This window comes from Mycobacterium sp. MAA66, from assembly GCF_041261665.1.
In the GTDB taxonomy this organism is placed as follows: domain Bacteria; phylum Actinomycetota; class Actinomycetes; order Mycobacteriales; family Mycobacteriaceae; genus Mycobacterium.
Window position 1 is genome coordinate 35,834 of the sequence record NZ_JBGCCC010000012.1, and the last position, 17,148, is coordinate 52,981.

Annotated in this window: 18 protein-coding genes; 9 read left to right on the plus strand and 9 right to left on the minus strand. The window is 67.0% G+C overall.

The window, feature by feature from the left end:
- Positions 1–53 precede the first annotated feature (53 nt).
- Positions 54–1,172: a branched-chain amino acid aminotransferase gene (locus tag ABIA30_RS24220; RefSeq protein WP_370070158.1), complete on the plus strand. Its 1,119-nt coding sequence runs from the start codon at positions 54–56 to the stop codon at positions 1,170–1,172.
- On the opposite strand, the gene ABIA30_RS24225 is transcribed toward ABIA30_RS24220, so the two are convergent.
- The 4 genes from ABIA30_RS24225 to ABIA30_RS24240 are packed head-to-tail and all read right to left on the minus strand — an operon-like array spanning position 1,169 to position 4,127.
- On the minus strand, positions 1,169–1,891 hold the full coding sequence (locus ABIA30_RS24225; RefSeq protein WP_370070160.1) for an adenosylcobinamide-GDP ribazoletransferase: 723 nt from the start codon (positions 1,889–1,891) through the stop codon (positions 1,169–1,171). The genes ABIA30_RS24220 and ABIA30_RS24225 overlap by 4 nt on opposite strands.
- The gene (cobT, locus tag ABIA30_RS24230; protein ID WP_370070162.1) at positions 1,888–2,946 is read right to left on the minus strand and encodes a nicotinate-nucleotide--dimethylbenzimidazole phosphoribosyltransferase; all 1,059 of its coding nucleotides are present in this window, start codon (positions 2,944–2,946) and stop codon (positions 1,888–1,890) included. Before cobT ends, ABIA30_RS24225 begins: the two co-directional genes overlap by 4 nt.
- A complete protein-coding gene (locus ABIA30_RS24235; RefSeq protein ID WP_370070164.1) occupies positions 2,943–3,458 on the minus strand; it encodes a bifunctional adenosylcobinamide kinase/adenosylcobinamide-phosphate guanylyltransferase in 516 nt (171 codons plus the stop codon). Before ABIA30_RS24235 ends, cobT begins: the two co-directional genes overlap by 4 nt.
- Before the next feature lie 6 nt (positions 3,459–3,464).
- Complete coding sequence (locus tag ABIA30_RS24240) at positions 3,465–4,127, minus strand: DUF3043 domain-containing protein (RefSeq protein WP_370070166.1); 663 nt, start codon at positions 4,125–4,127, stop codon at positions 3,465–3,467.
- A gap of 61 nt (positions 4,128–4,188) precedes the next feature.
- Between ABIA30_RS24240 and ABIA30_RS24245 the strand changes: the two genes are divergently transcribed.
- Both ABIA30_RS24245 and ABIA30_RS24250 read left to right on the plus strand, forming a co-directional pair.
- Complete coding sequence (locus tag ABIA30_RS24245) at positions 4,189–5,256, plus strand: glycerate kinase (RefSeq protein ID WP_370070168.1); 1,068 nt, start codon at positions 4,189–4,191, stop codon at positions 5,254–5,256.
- A 77-nt stretch (positions 5,257–5,333) separates the two neighbouring features.
- The gene (locus ABIA30_RS24250; protein ID WP_370070170.1) at positions 5,334–5,690 is read left to right on the plus strand and encodes a HesB/IscA family protein; all 357 of its coding nucleotides are present in this window, start codon (positions 5,334–5,336) and stop codon (positions 5,688–5,690) included.
- A gap of 38 nt (positions 5,691–5,728) precedes the next feature.
- On the opposite strand, the gene ABIA30_RS24255 is transcribed toward ABIA30_RS24250, so the two are convergent.
- The gene (locus tag ABIA30_RS24255) at positions 5,729–6,361 is read right to left on the minus strand and encodes a hypothetical protein (protein WP_370070172.1); all 633 of its coding nucleotides are present in this window, start codon (positions 6,359–6,361) and stop codon (positions 5,729–5,731) included.
- A 114-nt stretch (positions 6,362–6,475) separates the two neighbouring features.
- Between ABIA30_RS24255 and ABIA30_RS24260 the strand changes: the two genes are divergently transcribed.
- Positions 6,476–7,450 carry a carbohydrate kinase family protein gene (locus tag ABIA30_RS24260; protein ID WP_370070174.1) on the plus strand — a complete coding sequence of 325 codons (975 nt, stop codon included), beginning with the start codon at positions 6,476–6,478 and terminating at the stop codon, positions 7,448–7,450.
- Here ABIA30_RS24260 and asnB read toward each other — a convergent pair.
- Complete coding sequence (gene asnB, locus ABIA30_RS24265; protein ID WP_370070176.1) at positions 7,447–9,390, minus strand: asparagine synthase (glutamine-hydrolyzing); 1,944 nt, start codon at positions 9,388–9,390, stop codon at positions 7,447–7,449. The two genes, ABIA30_RS24260 and asnB, sit on opposite strands and share 4 nt — an antisense overlap.
- 170 nt (positions 9,391–9,560) lie before the next feature.
- Here asnB and ABIA30_RS24270 point away from each other — a divergent pair, with 170 nt between their 5' ends.
- From ABIA30_RS24270 to ABIA30_RS24290, 5 genes are all read left to right on the plus strand, one after another.
- Positions 9,561–10,589, plus strand: coding sequence for a cytochrome c oxidase subunit II (locus ABIA30_RS24270; RefSeq protein ID WP_370070178.1), 1,029 nt, complete (start codon positions 9,561–9,563; stop codon positions 10,587–10,589).
- A gap of 10 nt (positions 10,590–10,599) precedes the next feature.
- On the plus strand, positions 10,600–11,019 hold the full coding sequence (locus tag ABIA30_RS24275; protein WP_370070180.1) for a cytochrome c oxidase subunit 4: 420 nt from the start codon (positions 10,600–10,602) through the stop codon (positions 11,017–11,019).
- A gap of 160 nt (positions 11,020–11,179) precedes the next feature.
- Positions 11,180–11,998, plus strand: a complete 819-nt coding sequence (locus ABIA30_RS24280) for an MmpS family transport accessory protein (protein ID WP_370070182.1) — start codon at positions 11,180–11,182, stop codon at positions 11,996–11,998.
- A complete protein-coding gene (locus ABIA30_RS24285; protein WP_370070184.1) occupies positions 11,998–12,702 on the plus strand; it encodes a DUF2561 family protein in 705 nt (234 codons plus the stop codon). The genes ABIA30_RS24280 and ABIA30_RS24285 overlap by 1 nt, the downstream gene beginning before the upstream one ends.
- A 221-nt stretch (positions 12,703–12,923) precedes the next feature.
- A complete protein-coding gene (locus ABIA30_RS24290) occupies positions 12,924–13,361 on the plus strand; it encodes a hypothetical protein (RefSeq protein WP_370070186.1) in 438 nt (145 codons plus the stop codon).
- 112 nt (positions 13,362–13,473) lie between these two features.
- On the opposite strand, the gene ABIA30_RS24295 is transcribed toward ABIA30_RS24290, so the two are convergent.
- The 3 genes from ABIA30_RS24295 to ABIA30_RS24305 are packed head-to-tail and all read right to left on the minus strand — an operon-like array spanning position 13,474 to position 17,130.
- Entirely contained in the window at positions 13,474–15,126 is a 1,653-nt protein-coding gene (locus ABIA30_RS24295) for a cytochrome bc complex cytochrome b subunit (protein ID WP_370070188.1), read from the minus strand.
- Positions 15,123–16,289 carry a ubiquinol-cytochrome c reductase iron-sulfur subunit gene (locus ABIA30_RS24300; RefSeq protein ID WP_370070190.1) on the minus strand — a complete coding sequence of 389 codons (1,167 nt, stop codon included), beginning with the start codon at positions 16,287–16,289 and terminating at the stop codon, positions 15,123–15,125. Before ABIA30_RS24300 ends, ABIA30_RS24295 begins: the two co-directional genes overlap by 4 nt.
- 28 nt (positions 16,290–16,317) lie before the next feature.
- Positions 16,318–17,130 (minus strand): c-type cytochrome, encoded by an 813-nt coding sequence (locus ABIA30_RS24305; protein WP_370070192.1) that lies wholly within the window; start codon positions 17,128–17,130, stop codon positions 16,318–16,320.
- Positions 17,131–17,148: the final 18 nt, after the last annotated feature.

Sequence of the window (17,148 nt, forward strand, 5' to 3'; positions counted from 1 at the left end):
GGGCGAGCGGAGCGACGGGAAAACACGCTAGTCACGGGCGATACAATCGTCATATGACCTCTGGCCCCCTCGAATTCACTGTTGCCCGTTCGGATAACCCGACGAGCGACGAGGTAAGGGATCAGGTTCTGGCCGACCCCGGATTCGGGAAGTTCCACACCGACCACATGGTCGCGATCGACTACACCGCCGATCGCGGCTGGCATGACGCCCGGGTCACCCCATACGGCCCGATCGAGCTGGATCCGTCGGCCATCGTGCTGCACTACGCACAGGAAGTCTTCGAGGGGCTCAAGGCCTACCGGTGGAACGACGGTTCGATCGTCTCGTTCCGGCCCGACGCCAACGCCGCCCGGATGCGCCGGTCGTGCGATCGGCTGGCCATCCCGGAGCTGCCCGACGACGTCTTCGTCGAATCGCTGCGGCAGCTGATCGCCGTCGACGCGGACTGGGTGCCCGCCGCAGGCGGGGAGGCCTCGTTGTACCTGCGGCCGTTCATCATCGCCACCGAGCCCGGGCTGGGGGTGCGGCCGGCCAACGAGTACCGCTACCTGGTCATCGGTTCGCCGGCCGGCGCCTACTTCAAGGGCGGCATCAAGCCGGTGTCGGTGTACCTGTCCACCGAGTACGTGCGGGCCAGCCCCGGCGGCACCGGCGCGGCCAAGTTCGGCGGCAACTACGCGGCATCGCTTCTGGCCCAGGCTCAGGCCGCTGAGCAGGGCTGCGATCAGGTGGTCTGGCTGGACGCCATCGAGCGCCGGTACGTCGAAGAAATGGGTGGCATGAACCTGTTCTTCGTCTTCGGCAGCGGCGGCTCGGCACGGTTGGTCACCCCGGAACTGAGTGGCTCGCTGCTGCCCGGCATCACCAGAGATTCGTTGCTGCAGTTGGCAATTGACGCGGGCTTCGCCGTCGAGGAACGCAAGATCGACATCGACGAATGGCAGAAGAAGGCCGCCGCGGGGGAGATCACCGAGGTGTTCGCCTGCGGTACCGCCGCCGTCATCACCCCGGTCGCCCACGTCAAGTACGGCCAAGGGGAATCCGCCGGCGAGTTCACCATCGGTGACGGTCAGCCCGGCGAGGTGACGATGGCCCTGCGGGACACCCTGACCGGCATCCAGCGCGGCACCTTCGCCGACACCCACAACTGGATGACCCGGCTGGGTTAGCGCACCGCCAACCCCAGCGCGGTCAGCGTCGTCGTCAATTCCACTGCGGCGCCCAGCACATCACCGGTGATCCCGCCGAACCGGCGCACACAATGCGCCACCAGCAGCACCGTGATGCCCAGCGCCGCCACCACGACGACCGGGCCCTGCCATGGCCGCGTCGTGGCGAAAACCGCGGCACCGGCCAGGATCATCGTCCAGCTCGCGACCGCCCACGCCGGCTGGCTACCGGCGACCATCGCGCCCAGCGTGCTGCCGGGCGCGGGCGGTACGGACCGGCGGCAGGCCAGCACCACCGCCACCCGGCCGGCCGCCACCGCGACGACGACCGCCGCCGGGGTCAACGCTGAAAAGGTCAGGGCCTGAATGCCGACGGCAATCACGATGGCCGCCACCCCGAACGGGCCGGCGGTGCCGCCACGCATCACCGCAAGCGCCCGCTCCGGAGGTCCGTAGCATCCGAGTGCGTCGACGGTGTCGGACAGCCCGTCGATGTGCAGGCCGCGAGTCGAGAGCAACAGCGCCGCCACCGCCAGTAATCCGACCAGTGGGCCGGGCCCGAACAGGTGCGAGGCGCCCCACGCCACCGCGGCCGCGACGCCGCCGAGCACCGCGCCCACTATCGGAAGCGCGGTCAGCGTGCCACCGCCGAACGGATGCCGGCTCCGTATCGGCAGCACCGTGGCGAACGCGAAAGCCGAAGCGAGCGGACCGATCACGAGCTCTTGTCTGAGACGTTGGCCTCGCCGAACGTCGCCATATCGGCCAGGGTGGCCACCGCTGCCCGCAGGATCGGCAGCGCCACCGCAGCTCCGCTGCCCTCGCCCAGGCGCATGCCCAGGTCGAGGATCGGGGTGAGCTGCAGGCGTTGCAGAGCGATCCGGTGCGCCGGCTCGGTCGACAGATGACCGGCCTGCCACCATTCCCGCGCACCGCGGGCCATCTCGTTGGCCACCAGGGCGGCGGCCGTCACCACAACGCCGTCGAGCAGCACCGGCGTGCGACGCATCGCGGCCTGGGCCAGGAATCCGGCCATCGCCGCGAGGTCGGCGCCGCCGCACACCGCGAGCAAGGCCACCGGATCGGCCCTGACCTCGCGGGCGCGGAACAACGCGTCGCGGATGGCTGCGGTCTTACGGATCCAGCCCTCGTCGTCGATGCCGGTGCCGCGACCCACCACCGACACCGGCTCCGAACCGGTGAGCGCTGCGATCAAAGTGGTTGCCGGGGTGGTGTTTCCGATACCCATGTCGCCGGCGATCAGCAGATCTGCGCCGCCGTCGACCTCCTCGTCGGCGATCGCCCGGCCGGCCGCCACCGCGGCCGCGGCCTCCTCGGCGCTGAGCGCGTCTTCGACGGCGATGTTGCCGCTGCCGCGACGCACCTTGTGCGCACCGATCGCCGCGGTCAGCGGCTCACTGTCGACCGCGATGTCAGCCACCCGCACGCTGGCCCCGGCCACCTGCGCGAGCACGTTGATGGCTGCACCGCCGGCGTTGAAGTTCGCCACCATCTGGGCGGTCACCTCGGACGGAAACGCCGACACGCCCGACGCGGTGACGCCATGATCGCCGGCGAACACCACCACCCGAGCCCGCTCGAATTGTTTTGGCGGACAAGCACCCTGGCAGGACGATACCCACACCGACAGCTCTTCGAGGCGTCCGAGCGAGCCCGGCGGCTTGGTCAGCGTGCCCTGCCGGGTCCGCGCTTCGAGGCGCGCCGCCTCGTCCGGTTTGGTGAGGTCGAGGAACTGTGAGCGCGGGTCGGTCATCTGGGCTCCTTGATGGTCAGGGGCTGGCCGGCAACGACCAGCACCACCCGATCGCACACGGCGGCGAGTTGTTGGTTGAGTGTGCCGAGCTCGTCGGCGAACAGGCGGCCCGACGCGGTGGCCGGTACCACCGTCAGTCCCACCTCGGGGCTGACCAATGCCAGGGGAGCATCGAAATCGGCTACTGCAGAGGTCAATTCGGTGACGTCGGAGCGTACCGAGCCACCGTCCCAGGCGTTCTGACGATCCATCGTGGCCACCAGCCAACCGCCGATGTCATCGATCAGGGTTGGGGTGGGTGCAGCACGCAATTCGGTTGCCACCTCGGCTGTTTCGACCGTCGACCAGTGTGCCGGACGGCGATCCCGATGGACACTGACCCGGGCCGCGAACTCGTCGTCGGAATCCGACCGGCCGGTGGCCACATAACGGACCTGGTCGCACCCGGCCAGCAACCGTTCGGCCCACTGCGACTTGCCCGACCGGATGCCGCCGAGCACCAGCGTCCGCACGCCCGTTCAGTCGATCTTGGTGCCGCGGGTGACCTGCGGCCGCGGCACCCGCATCTTGCGCAGTTGGGAGGCCCGGCTGGCGGCGTAAAAGCCGATTTTCCAACCACTTTCGATGTTGTCCGGGAACTTCGCGGCGACGAGTTTGTTGACCTTTCGGCCGATCAGCACGCCGTCGATGGCCATCACGACCATCAGCACCAGCATGGCGATCGACAGGATGCCCTGGGTCTGCACCTGGGGCAGCGCCATCATGAAGAACACCATGGCCAGCGCCGACGGCATGAACAGGCCCAGCGCGCTGCGCCGGGCATCGACGATGTCGCGGACGTACCGCTTGACCGGGCCCTTGTCGCGCGGCAGCAGATAGTCCTCGTTGCCGGACATCATCTTGTCGCGGCGCGAGTCCATGTCGGCGCGACGAGCCAGCCGTTCGGCCTTGCGCTCTTCTTTGGTCTGGGAGCTGCGTAGCTCCTTGCGGCGCTGCCGCGCCTCGGCGGAGGTCAACGGTGCCGGGGCGACCGGGCCGCGCTTGGTATTTCGCTTGGGTGTCGGCCGACCCTTGGGTGCCGTGGTGCCGGCCGCGGGATCGGCGGTTTCGGCGACCTCGGCGGCAGCGGCGCCCTGGTCGTCTGCGTCGGAGTTGTCCTTGTTGCGGCCCAGCAGTTTCACGTAGCTCAGGTTACTTGTCGTCCGCCCTGCGGCCGAACCGGCGGCGGCATAACCTGCCGGAATGACTGCCGGTTCGCTTCACGTGTTGATCGCGCCCGACTGTTACGGCGACAGTCTCACCGCCCCGCAGGCGGTTGAGGCCATCGCCGGCGGATGGGGAAGGGCCCGCCCGGCCGACATCCTGGTGGCGGCGCCGCAGTCCGACGGCGGTCCGGGGTTTGTCGAGGTCCTGGCGACCCGGCTCGGCGAGGTCCGGTCGGCCCGGGTGCGCGGGCCACTGGACATCGACGTCACCGCACGCTGGGTCTGGGACTCGGGCACCGCCTACATCGAATGTGCGCAAGCCTGCGGCCTGGCGCTCCTCGGCGGGCCGCCGACGGTGCACACCGCGCTGGCCGCACACAGCACCGGCGTCGGCCAGCTGATGGGCATCGCGCTGCAGGCCGGCGCCGGCCGCATCGTCGTCGGCCTGGGCGGCAGCGCCTGCACGGACGGCGGCCGGGGCCTGGTCGACGCTCTGGGCGGGCTCGAGGTCGCCGCCCGGAAGTTGGCAGGTGTCGAGGTGATCGTGGCCTCCGACGTCGAACACCCGCTGCTTGGGCCGATGGGCGCCGCCCCGGTGTTCGGACCGCAGAAGGGCGCTGATCCGGAGACTGTCGAGGTGTTGGCGAAGCGACTCGCGGACTGGGCCGAGGAGCTGGATGCCGGCGCGGGCCGGCAGGTGAGTGCGGAGCCGGGGGCCGGCGCGGCCGGCGGCATCGGCGCGGCACTACTGGCTCTCGGCGGGCGGCGGGCGGCGGGGGCGGCGGTGATCGCCGAGCACACCGGACTGGTCGACGACATCGCCGCCGCGGACCTGATCATCACCGGTGAGGGCAGGTTCGACGATCAGTCGTTGCACGGCAAGGTGATCAGTGCGCTGGCCGCCGGGGCCGCCGATCGAGCGATCCCGGTACTGGTGCTGGCCGGGCAGGTGCAGCTCGGCGGCGACGAGTTGCGGTCCGCCGGGATCGCGGCGGCCTATGCGATCGTCGACCAGGCCGGATCGGTCGAGCTGGCGATCTCCGACGCCGCGAATCAACTCACCGCATTGGCCACTCGGATTGCTTCCGAGTGGCGACACGACTGAGGGAATAGCGGCCGGACAGGGTACCGTTATGACAACTGGAATTTTCCAGGTAGGCAAGCGCGCATCAGGGAGAAACAATGACTGTTGAGGAAGCCACCAGCACCGAAACTCACGGCGTGGTTCTGTCCGACGCCGCGGCTGTCAAGGCCAAGGCGCTGCTCGAGCAGGAGGGTCGCGATGACCTGGCACTGCGCATCGCTGTACAGCCGGGCGGCTGCGCCGGCCTGCGCTACAACCTCTTCTTCGACGATCGGACCCTCGACGGGGACCTGACCGCCGTCTTCGAAGGCGTCAACCTCACCGTCGACCGGATGAGCGCTCCGTACGTGCAGGGCGCCACCATCGACTTCGTCGACACCATCGAGAAGCAGGGCTTCACCATCGACAACCCGAACGCCACCGGCTCATGCGCCTGCGGCGATTCGTTCAACTGATCGGCCGATAGCCGTCAGAAGCCTGCCTCGTCGGACTCCTACTCGGAATCCGACGGGCGGGGCAGGTACGAACACACCAGGGACTCGCCGGGCTGTACCAGTAGCTGGGCCACCGCCTGGATGTCGGACCTGGTCTGAGAACCGCGCAGGGCCCGGCCCGATGGAGTAACTTTCATGGTGAAAAGTACCTGTGCCTGATTCGGCGACAGCATGATGATCTTGTCGATCGACGTCACCTCGGCGCTGCCGAACTGCCTGCGAAACGCGTCGCTGGCCAAATTCGCCACGGTCAGATCGGTGCTGCGATCCTTGACGCCGTCGTACAGGCCGCACAGGGCGTGGCGGGCCACGGTTTCTTTGTCTTGATGCAGCAGGGCGTCCAGATATCCCTGGATGGTCGACCTCGCAGTGGTCGCGGATAACCCACGTTCGCCGGAGCCGACTGCGTAGAGCACGCCCCCGACGATCAGCGCGAGTACGATGACCAGCGCCGCCACGATCAGTAGCACCCGAGTGCCGACCCCGCGTTGCGGTGCCGGATAGGGCACTGGCGGGGGCAGGGCCGAGGGGTAGGGCGGCGGCAGTTGTTCGGGGTATGGCAATGGCTGGCCGCCCTGGAAATTGCCGGGCATGGGCGGGAACGATTCGGGGTGCGGATTTGCGCCATCCATGTTGGCCTCAGGCTAGCGCACCGGGGCCTGACGACCGGAAAATGCCGATCTGGCCTGCTTAGGTAAGCTCAGCTAACCAGCTTGACCGGATGAGACCCCAAAGGATGACGCTTCGTGACCATCGCCGTGACCGGATCCATTGCCACCGACCACTTGATGCGCTTTCCGGGCCGGTTCGCCGAGCAACTGCTCGCTGAGCACCTGCAGAAGGTTTCGCTGAGCTTCCTGGTCGACGACCTGGTGGTGCACCGCGGCGGCGTCGCCGGCAACATCGCCTACGCCATGGGTCTGCTGGGCGGCAACCCGACGCTGGTCGGCGCGGTCGGCAAGGACTTCGACGACTACCGCAGCTGGCTCACCACGCACGGCGTGGACTGTTCGCAGGTGCTGGTGTCCGACACGGCATACACCGCGCGGTTCGTCTGCACCACCGACGAGGACATGGCCCAGCTGGCGTCCTTCTACCCGGGAGCGATGTCCGAGGCGCGCAACATCAAGCTGGCGGACCTGGTGTCGGCCAAGGGCGAGCCGGAGCTGGTGATCATCGGCGCCAACGATCCCGAGGCGATGTTCCGGCACACCGAGGAGTGCCGTGAACTCGGACTGGCCTTCGCCGCCGACCCCAGCCAACAGCTGGCGCGGTTGTCCGGCGAAGAGATCCGCAAGCTGATCGACGGCGCGGCCTACCTGTTCACCAATGACTACGAGTGGGATCTGCTGCTGCAGAAGTCGGGCTGGTCGGAGGCCGAGGTGATGAGCCAGATCCAGTTGCGCGTCACCACGCTGGGGGAGAAGGGCGTCGACATCGTCGGCCGGGACGGCACCTTCATCCACGTCGACGTGCTGCCCGAGACCCACAAGACCGACCCCACCGGTATCGGCGATGCCTTCCGCGCCGGCTTCCTGACCGGCCGCGGTGCCGGACTGTCCCTGGAGCGGGCCGCACAGCTGGCGTCGCTGGTGGCCACCCTGGTGCTCGAGGCCCCCGGCCCACAGGAATGGACCTGGGACAAAGACGGTGCGCTGCAGCGTCTTTCGGCCGCCTACGGGGCCGACGCGGCGAGCGAGATCGCGGCCGCGCTGGCCTAGAGCTCGACGGGGTAGGTGGGCTCGCTGATCTCCGGTATGACAGTGCCCTCGATGAAGATGGCGTGCCACAACATGAAGATCAGCACCGTCCACAGCCGTCGGCTGTGATCGGTGACGCCGGTGCGGTGCTCCTCGAGCATCTGCCGCACGGCGTCGCGATTGAACAGGTAATCGGTCTGCGAGGCGTTGATGGTGGCCTGCGCCCACTCCAGCAGCTCGCCTGAGCGCAACCAGTGCCGGATCGGCACCGGGAAGCCCAGTTTCGCCCGGTTCAGCACGTGGGCCGGAACAATCGGCTCCAGCGCACGCCGGAGTGCGTACTTGGTGGTCGTCCGGGTGATCTTCTGGTCGTACGGCAGCCGGGACGCGACCGCGAAGACCTCGGGATCGAGGAACGGCACCCGCAGTTCCAGTGAGTTGGCCATGGTCATCTTGTCGGCCTTGACCAAGATGTCGCCGCGCAGCCAGGTGAACAAATCCACGTGCTGCATGCGTGCCACTGGGTCCCAGCCCGCCGACTCGGCATAGATCGGTGCGGTGACGTCGGTGTGCGTCCAGTCCGGGTTGAACCGGGCCAAGGTGGCGCGCAGCTGATCGTCGGAGAAGCTGCGGGCATTGCCGTAGTACCGCTCCTCGAGTGTCAGTGACCCGCGGTGCAGCAGGCTCTTGCCGCGCATGCCCTCGGGCAGTGACTTGGACGCCTTGCCGAGCCCGCGCCGCAGTCCACGGGGGACGCGGTCGAAAGCCTTGAGCGACAACGGCTCTCGATAGATGGTGTAGCCGCCGAACAACTCGTCGGCGCCCTCGCCGGAGAGCACCACCTTGACGTGTTTGCGGGCCTCGCGGGCGATGAAGAACAACGGCACCAGCGCCGGGTCGGCCACCGGCTCGTCCAAATACCAGACGATCTGCGGCAGCGCCTCGACGAACTCGGCCTGGCTGACCACCTTGGTCACGTGCCGAGCGCCGATCGCTTCGGCCGACGCCACTGCGACGTCGACCTCGGAGAAGCCCTCGCGCTCGAAACCGGTGGTGAAGGTGATCAGCTTCGGGTTGTGCCGCATCGCCAGCGCCGCGATGGCCGTCGAGTCGATGCCGCCGGACAGGAACGCGCCCACCGTGACGTCGGCGCGCATGTGCTTGGCGACCGAATCCTCGAGCACCGCGGTGATCTCGTCGTAGCGGCTCTGCTCTTGGCCGGCGACGAACGGCACCGCCGCGAACTTCGGCCGGAAGTACCGCGTCACCTCTGGCCGCTGTCCCGGCTGGATCCGGGCGTAGCTACCGGACTCCAGGCGGCGGATCCCGCGCTGCAGCGTCTCGGGCTCGGGGACATACTGCAGCACCGTGTAGTGCTGCACTGCGCGCTCGTCGATATCCAGATCGATCCCGGCGCGGGTGGCCAGATCCAGCAGACACTTCTTCTCGCTGGCCACGATGGTGCCGCCGGGGCCGGTCGCCATGTACAGCGGCTTGATGCCGAACGGATCACGCGCACAGAACAATTCGCGTTCCTGGGTATCCCAGAGGGCGAAGGCGAACATGCCGCGCAACCGGCTGAGCGCTTCGGTGCCCCAGTGGTGGTAAGCCGCGACGATCGTTTCGCTGTCGCCCTCGGTGGCGAACGTCGCGCCGAACTCGGCGTGCAGCTGTTCGCGCAACTCCAGGTAGTTGTAGATCTCGCCGTTGAACACCAGCTCGTAGCGTTCGGGGTTCTCCGGCGGCCCCCAGCGCAGTGGCTGGTGGCTATGGGCGATGTCGATGATCGACAGTCGGTTGAACCCGAAGACCACGGTTCCGTCCGACCAGGTTCCTGGTTCATCTGGGCCCCGGTGACGCATCAGATGCGTTGCGCCGGAGACCGCTTGGACAAGGTCAGCCGATGGTTCGGCGGAGGGGTCCGCCACCGGGGCAGCTAGGTAGGCCAGCAGTCCGCACACCGCGCCAGTATGCCTGTTGATCCGGGTGTCCACGGACGGGCCACGGCCGATCAGCAGGTGGTCGTACCTCGTCAGGTGGCGAATCGCCGGTCGCTTCGGTGTGCCGCATGGCGGTGGTCTACGCTGCGTAGTATTCGCCTAGCTTGACCGACTTCTAGGAGGGCCTCAACGTGACCGCTCGCGGGCTCCGTTTAGTGGCGTTGTCCGCCATTCTCGGCGCGTCGACGCTGCTGCTCAGCGGCTGCAGCTGGCAGACCGTATTCGGTCTGGGCTGGCCGGACGGCATCACCCCGGAAGCGCACGCGAACCGTGAGCTGTGGGTGTGGTCGGTCATCGCCTCGTTCGTCGTCGGCGCCATCGTGTGGGCGCTGATCTTCTGGTCGATCGCCTTCCATCGCAAGAAGAAGGGCGACACCGAGTTTCCGCGCCAGTTCGGCTACAACATGCCGCTGGAGCTGGTGCTGACCGTGGTGCCGTTCCTCATCATCTCGGTGCTCTTCTACTTCACCGTCGTGGTGCAGGACAAGATGCAGCACAAGGATCCGAACCCTGATGTGGTGATCGACGTCACCGCGTTCCAGTGGAACTGGAAGTTCGGGTACCAGAAGGTCGGCTTCATGAACTTCGACGGTGCCGATCACGTCCGCAAGGACGCCATGAAGTCCAAGCCCGAGGGCCTCGACGAGCACGGCGAGGAGCGCATCGGCGCCATCCGCGGCAGCAACCCCGAGGATCGCACCTACCTGAACTTCGACAAGGTCGAGACCGTCGGTACCAGCACCGAGATCCCGATCCTGGTACTGCCGCAGGGCAAGCGCATCGAGTTCCAGATCGCCTCGGCCGACGTGATCCACGGGTTCTGGGTACCGGAGTTCCTGTTCAAGCGCGACGTGATCCCGAACCCGAAGGCCAACCACTCGGACAACATCTTCCAGGTCACCGAGATCGAGAAGACCGGCGCCTTCGTCGGTCGTTGCACCGAAATGTGCGGCACCTACCACTCGATGATGAACTTCGAGGTGCGGGTGGTCTCGCCCGCGGACTTCACCAAGTACCTGCAGTTCCGTGTTGATCATCCGACCGCGACAAATGCCGATGCCCTGCAGTCGATCGGTCTGCCGCCCACCGCGGTGACCACCCACCCGTTCGACAGCCGTCGTGGCGAGCAGGTCGGCGTACCCGTCCAGGTCAGCAAGTAGGGATCACGTCATGAATATCGAAGCCCGGTTGTTTGAATTCCTGACCGCATTCTTCGCGCTGTGTGCTGTCGGCTACGGCGTCCTCACCGCGATGTACGCCAACGGCGGCATCGAGTGGGCCGGCGTCACGGCGCTGGTGCTCACCACGGGCCTGTCGCTGATCATCGGCACGTTCTTCCGTTTCGTCGCCCGGCGTCTGGACACCCGGCCCGAGGATTACGAAGAAGCCGAGATCTCTGACGGCGCGGGCGAGCTGGGCTTCTACAGCCCGCACAGCTGGTGGCCGATCCTGATCTCGCTGTCCGCAGCCACCACCGCGGTGGGCATCGCGCTGTGGCTGCCCTGGCTGATCGTTGCCGGCGTCTGCTTCGTTCTGGCCACCGTGGCCGGCTTGGTCTTCGAGTACTACACCGGGCCGGAGAAGCACTGACACCGCGTTGACCGGCAGGTCACAACCGTGCCTCAGTTGGTCAACGGCCGGCGTTCGTGTATCCGCAGCGCTGCCGGTTTGGGTACTGTGGCCCAAGCACGGTCTGCCGTAGCCACGGTTACGCCGCGCCCACAGAGCAGTCGAGAGGGATAGGCGTTAGGTGAGCGGGTCACAGTCCGAGGAGCCAGGCTCCGGTGAGTCGGCCCCGGAGGTATCGGCCACCGGCGAAACAGAGATCTACTCGCAGGCCTATTCGGCGCCGGAAGCCGAGCACTTCACCAGCGGTCCGTACGTGCCGCCGGAGCCCGGCCTATATGACTACGACAGCTACGAGGCCGGCGCCGCGGATGCGCCGACCGGCCCACCACCACGATGGCCGTGGGTGGTCGGCGTGGTCGCCATCGTCGCCGCGGTGTCGCTGGTGGCGGCGGTAGCCCTATTGGTCACCAAACACCCCAGCTCCGAAACCGTTGCGACGCCGCCGTCGACCAGCACGCCGACGACGCCGTTCCAGGACGAATTCACCACGACGACCCCGCCGCCGCCACCGCCACCGACTACGACGGAGCCCCCGCCGCCACCGTCGACCGTGACGGTCACTCAGCCGCCGCCCCCACCGCCGACCACGGAGGCACCGCCGCCCCCGCCGTCGACGACGGCTGCAGCAGCACCTCCCGCGCCGCCCACCACGTCGACGACACAGGCCGGCCCGAAGTACGTCACCTATCAGGTTTGGGGTACCAAGGCGCCGCTGGACCGCATCTCGGTGACCTACACCGACGCGTCCGGGCACCAGCGCACCCAGCAGAACGTCTACATCCCCTGGACACTGACAGTGACACCGATTTCCATGTCTGATGTCGGCTCGGTACAGGCATCGAGCCTGCTGCGATTGAGCCACCTGAACTGCTCGATCACCACCAGCGACGGTCAGACCATCACCTCGCAACAGAACAATGATTGGCAGACGAGCTGTTAATGCCTTACAACGCTGATTCAGAGACCCGCTCGCGGGTTACCGGCGGAATGCCCGACTCGTTGGACCGCATCCTGTTGGCGGTGTGCGCAGTGGTGTGGCTGGCTGCGCTGGGCGCCGGTGTAGCGGCCGTCGTCACGCTGGTGGACCTGGGTGACAAGCATTCGTCGGTCGGTCACGGCACGACCTGGCAGCTGTACGCGGTGATCGGGGTCTCGGCAGCCGTCATCATCGGTGCCATTCCGTTGCTGCTGCGCGCGCGGCGGGCCAGCAGCAAGCCGTCGGCGCAGATTTTCGGCGCCGATACCGCGGCCCCGGACTCCACCGAGGCACCGCCCGCGCCGGTGGGCAGAAATGTGGAGCCAGGTTTCGGCGAGGCCGAGACGACCAAGCTGCGTTCGTTCAACGACCCGGCAGTGCGCAGCTATGCAGCGTCGCCGGCGACCGGCATGGTGGGTTTCCCGGTGGCGGCGGTGGATCAGCTGTGGCTGCGGGCAACTGCCGGGATCGCCACCGTGTTGGGCGTGGCCATGTTGTTCTCGTTCCTGGGCACCTACATGATGGCCGATGCTCACGACGCGCTGTCCTGGACGCTGTATGGCCTGGCCGGGCTGTTCACCGTCGGCTTGCTGGTCGTCCCGTGGTACTGCCTGCGGGAGTTGCGGGCGGTACTGGCGTCGTCCGCCCAGTCCTCACACGCCGCCTGAGTCGCGTCAGCTGAGCCTCGGCTCGCGCAACCCCGGCGAATCGTCCAGGAAGACAGCGGCTTTCGTCCCCTCGTAACGCCACGCGGGCGAACGCACACCAACGCGTGGACATAGATGCGCACTCTGCAACAGGCGATTTGATCGATTTCACCGCGCCTCGTCCATGTCGCGGGCAGATACGATCCGTCCTGGGGAGACACATCAAAAAAAGGGGGCGCGTGATGTCTGGTCCTATCCAGCCGTCGGTTGATCAGTGGTCATCGGGTGCGGTGTCTGCCGTACCAAGTCAGCCACAGCCGGCGTATCAGCAGCAGTATCAATATCAACATCCGCAGTATCAGCAGCCGCAGTCATATCCGCCGCCTGCACACGACCCGATCTTCCAGATCACCACAATGACGCACACCGGGCTGATGGTGTTCTGGTTCAACCAGCGTCAGGTGGTCAGGGGGACGTACGCCCAGTGCGCCGCCGCGCTGCGCAGCGCTCAGACCCACAACCTCGTCCTGGGCTGGTGGAGCTTCCTGTCGATCCTGCTCATGAATTGGATTGCCATCAGCCACAATTCGAGTGCGCGCAAGAAGCTGGAGTCCGACGCGCAACAGGCGCAGGCATACGCGCAGTGGTGGCATCAATACGTCGGGCCGAGCCGAGCGTAGGGCTCGGTGGGGTAGGGGAGTGGACCGGCGTCGAGCATGAAGCTCGAGCCAGAACAGACAGAAACGGCCCGGGTCTGGTCGAAACCAGACCCGGGCCGCAGCTCAGATCCAACTAGTGGTGGCCGTTGGTCTCGGCCGGGGCGATGCTGTCCTGGTACTCCTTGACCGCTGCCATCGCCTTGTGCTCGGCAGCGTGGTGCGCCTCGACCAAGGCGGCCTGCTCGGCCGGCGAGTCGGCGAACAGGAAGCTGCCGGTACCGGGCTGACCGGCCGAACCCAGCTTGTTCATCCGCTTGGGCAGAGCCGCACCCTGGTACTCCAGCGGCAACGGGTGACCATGCTCGTCGACCGGGCCCAGCGGCTGGTGCAGCTCGACGTAAGCGCCGTGCGGCAGCCGCTTGATGATGCCGGTCTCGATACCGTGCTCCAGCACCGCGCGGTCGCTGCGCTGCAGGCCAACGCACCAGCGGTAGGTGATGTAGTACACGAACCCGGGCAGGACCACCATGCCGATACGGCCGATCCAGGTCGTCGCGTTCAGCGAGATGTCGAACTTCAGCGCGATGATGTCGTTCATCGCGGCCAGCGTCAGCACCATGTAGAACGCGATGGCCATGGCACCGATCCCGGTGCGGACCGGCACGTCACGCGGACGCTGCAGCAGGTTGTGATGAGCGTCGTCGCCGGTGACCTTCTTCTCGATGAACGGGTACGCGATCAACAGGGTGAAGACCAGGCCCATGATGACGGCAACGCCCATGACGGCCGGGATGGTGTGGCCGAACGGGTAGAACTCCCAGGCCGGCCAGATACGGGCCAGGCCCTCGGTCCACATCATGTAGAAGTCCGGCTGGCTACCGGCTGAGACCTGCGAGGGCTTGTAGGGGCCCAGCTCCCAGATCGGGTTGATCTGCAGCAGACCGCCCATCAGGCCCAGCACACCGGTGGTCAGGGCGAAGAAGGCGCCCGACTTGACTGCGAACACCGGCATGACCCGCACGCCGACGACGTTCTTCTCGGTGCGGCCGGGGCCGGGGAACTGGGTGTGCTTCTGGAACCACACCAACGCCATGTGGGCGCCGATCAGGGCCAGGATGATGCCCGGAATCAGCAGGATGTGCAGGGCGTACATCCGCGGGATGATGATCTGGCCCGGGAAGTCGCCACCGAACAGCGCCCAGTGCATCCAGGTGCCGATCAGCGGGATACCCAGGGTGATCGAGGACAGGGCGGCACGCAGACCGATACCCGAGAGCAGGTCGTCGGGCAGCGAGTAACCGAAGTAGCCCTCGAACATCGCCAGGATCAGCAGCAGCGAGCCGATGATCCAGTTGGCCTCACGCGGGCGGCGGAACGCACCGGTGAAGAAGATGCGCGCCATGTGCACCATGATCGCCGCGGCGAACATCAGCGCGGCCCAGTGGTGGATCTGCCGGACGAACAGGCCACCGCGCACCTCGAAGCTGATGTCCAGGGCCGATTCGTAGGCCCGGGACATTTCGATGCCACGCAGTGGCTGGTACACGCCGTGGTAGACGACGTCGGTCATCGACGGGTCGAAGAACAGCGTCAGGTACACGCCGGTGAGCAGCAGGACCAGGAAGCTGTACAGCGCGATCTCACCGAGTAGGAACGACCAGTGCGTCGGGAAGACCTTGTTCAGCTGGCGACGCACCGCAGCCGAGGGGTGGTACCGCGAGTCGATCGCGTCGCCCTGAGCAGCTGCGATGTCAGCCATCTTTGAAGACTGACTCTGTGGACTCATGATTGGCGCTCCCAGAATGCCGGTCCGACGGGTTCGATGAAGTCGCCGTTGGCGACCAGGTAGCCCTCTTTGTCAATCGTGATCGGCAGCTGCGCCAGCGCACGCGCGGCCGGTCCGAAGATCGGCTTGGCGAAGTGCAGCGCGTCGAACTGCGACTGATGGCACGGGCACAGGATGCGGTAGGTCTGCTGTTCGTACAGCGAGGCCGGGCAGCCCAGGTGCGAGCACACCTTGGTGAAGGCGAAGAAGTTGCCGAAGTTGAAGCTCTCCTGGCCCTGACGGTAGGTCACTCGACCCATGTCCTCGGGCTTGATGCGGATGAGCATCACAGGGTTCCGCACACCGAGAGCGATCTCGGACAGCTTCTCGTGCGACTCCAGCGTGACGCCGTCACCGTCGGACTCGCGCCACGGGAACACGGTCTCCATGCCGCCGGCGTCGATGTCCTCCGGACGCATCTTGACGTACGGCGACTCACCGGGCAGGCCGGTGGCGCGCGCCAGGTAGATGGTCTCGCCATGGAACCGTGGGGTCCAGCCCGAGGTCCACAGCACGGCCTTCTTGCCGTCGGCGGTCGGAACGACCGGCTTCCACGGGTTCTTGATCAGGCCGCCGATGAAAGCGACCGCGGTGCCCAGGCCGAACGCACCCAGACCGACGCCGAGCGACAGGCCGATCAGCTTGCGGCGCTTGAGGGTTGAGCCCTCCAGCGCATCGGTCAGGTTGGCCGCGACGGTGGCCCGGTGGATCTCGGGGGAGGCGCCGTCGTGGCGGTCCTGGATCGAGATCTCCTCGGGAATGAACTTCTTCTGGAAGAGCACCGCGCCGACGCCGATCGCCAGGATCGACAGGCCGAAGGTCAGGCCGTACAGCGGGGTGGCCAGCGAGTAGACGAACTCACCCTCGGAACCGAACGGCTGGTACTCCCACGGCCAGAACAGGAAGACCAGCAACAGTGCCAGCCCGGCCAGGCCACCGAACAGCAGCCAGGCGGCCACGGAGCGCTCGGCGCGCTTCTCGGCCTTGGTGCCCTCGACGGGCCAACGGGGCTCCTTGAAGACGGTCTGAACTCCGTCGATCTTGCCGCCGAGTTCGACTAGATCCTCGCGCGACATCTCGCGCAGCTCGTCGTCGCTCGGAACGTCCTGCAGGTTCTCGCTCATTCCGTTTCCCGTCGCTTCGCTCGCCTGGTCATGCGCGGGCTCCAACCCACATCGCAATGCCGATCACGGCGACCATTCCGATAATCCACATCGCCATGCCCTCCGGCGCGGGGCCGAAGCCACCGAGACCGTAGCCGCCCTGGCTGCGGGCATTGGCGGACTCGTGCACGTAGGCGACGATGTCGCGCTTCTCTTCCGACGTCAGCTGCCGGTCCGAGAATTTGGGCATGTTCTGCGGGCCGGTGAGCATCGCGGTGTACACCTGCGCGGGAACCTGGGCGGCCTCGCCCAGGTCGGGCGCGAACTTGCCGGACGACAGTGCGCCACCCTTGCCGGTGAAGTTGTGGCACGAGGCGCAGTTCAGCCGGAACAAGTCGCCACCGCGGGCGACGTTGTCGCCCAGGAACGAGTGCTGGTCGATGCGACCGTTGGCGTCCCGCGGGACCTCGGGGCCGCCGCCGATGGACTGGATGTAGGCACCCAGCGCGTCGGTCTGGTGCTCATCGAAGGCCGGAGGCTTGCGCTCGGCCTGAGCCTCGCCGCGCATCGCGGGCATACGGCCGGTGGAGACCTGGAAGTAGACCGCGGCGTCACCGACACCGATGAGGCTGGGACCGCGGTCCTGGACGCCCTGCAGGTTGGCGCCGTGGCAGCTGACACACGAGGTCTCGAACAGCTGCTTGCCGGTGCGCAGCAAGGCCAGCTGCGACTCATCGGCAACCGCGACCTGAGGACGCGGAGTCAGGGTGGCGGCAAGACCACCTGCGACTAGAAGTCCGATCAACAGCAGCATCGCTGCTGAGAGGCGTCGGGAGAGCCGCCGCCGGGCCTTGCTGGTCATCGAACCCCTTCTCATGAG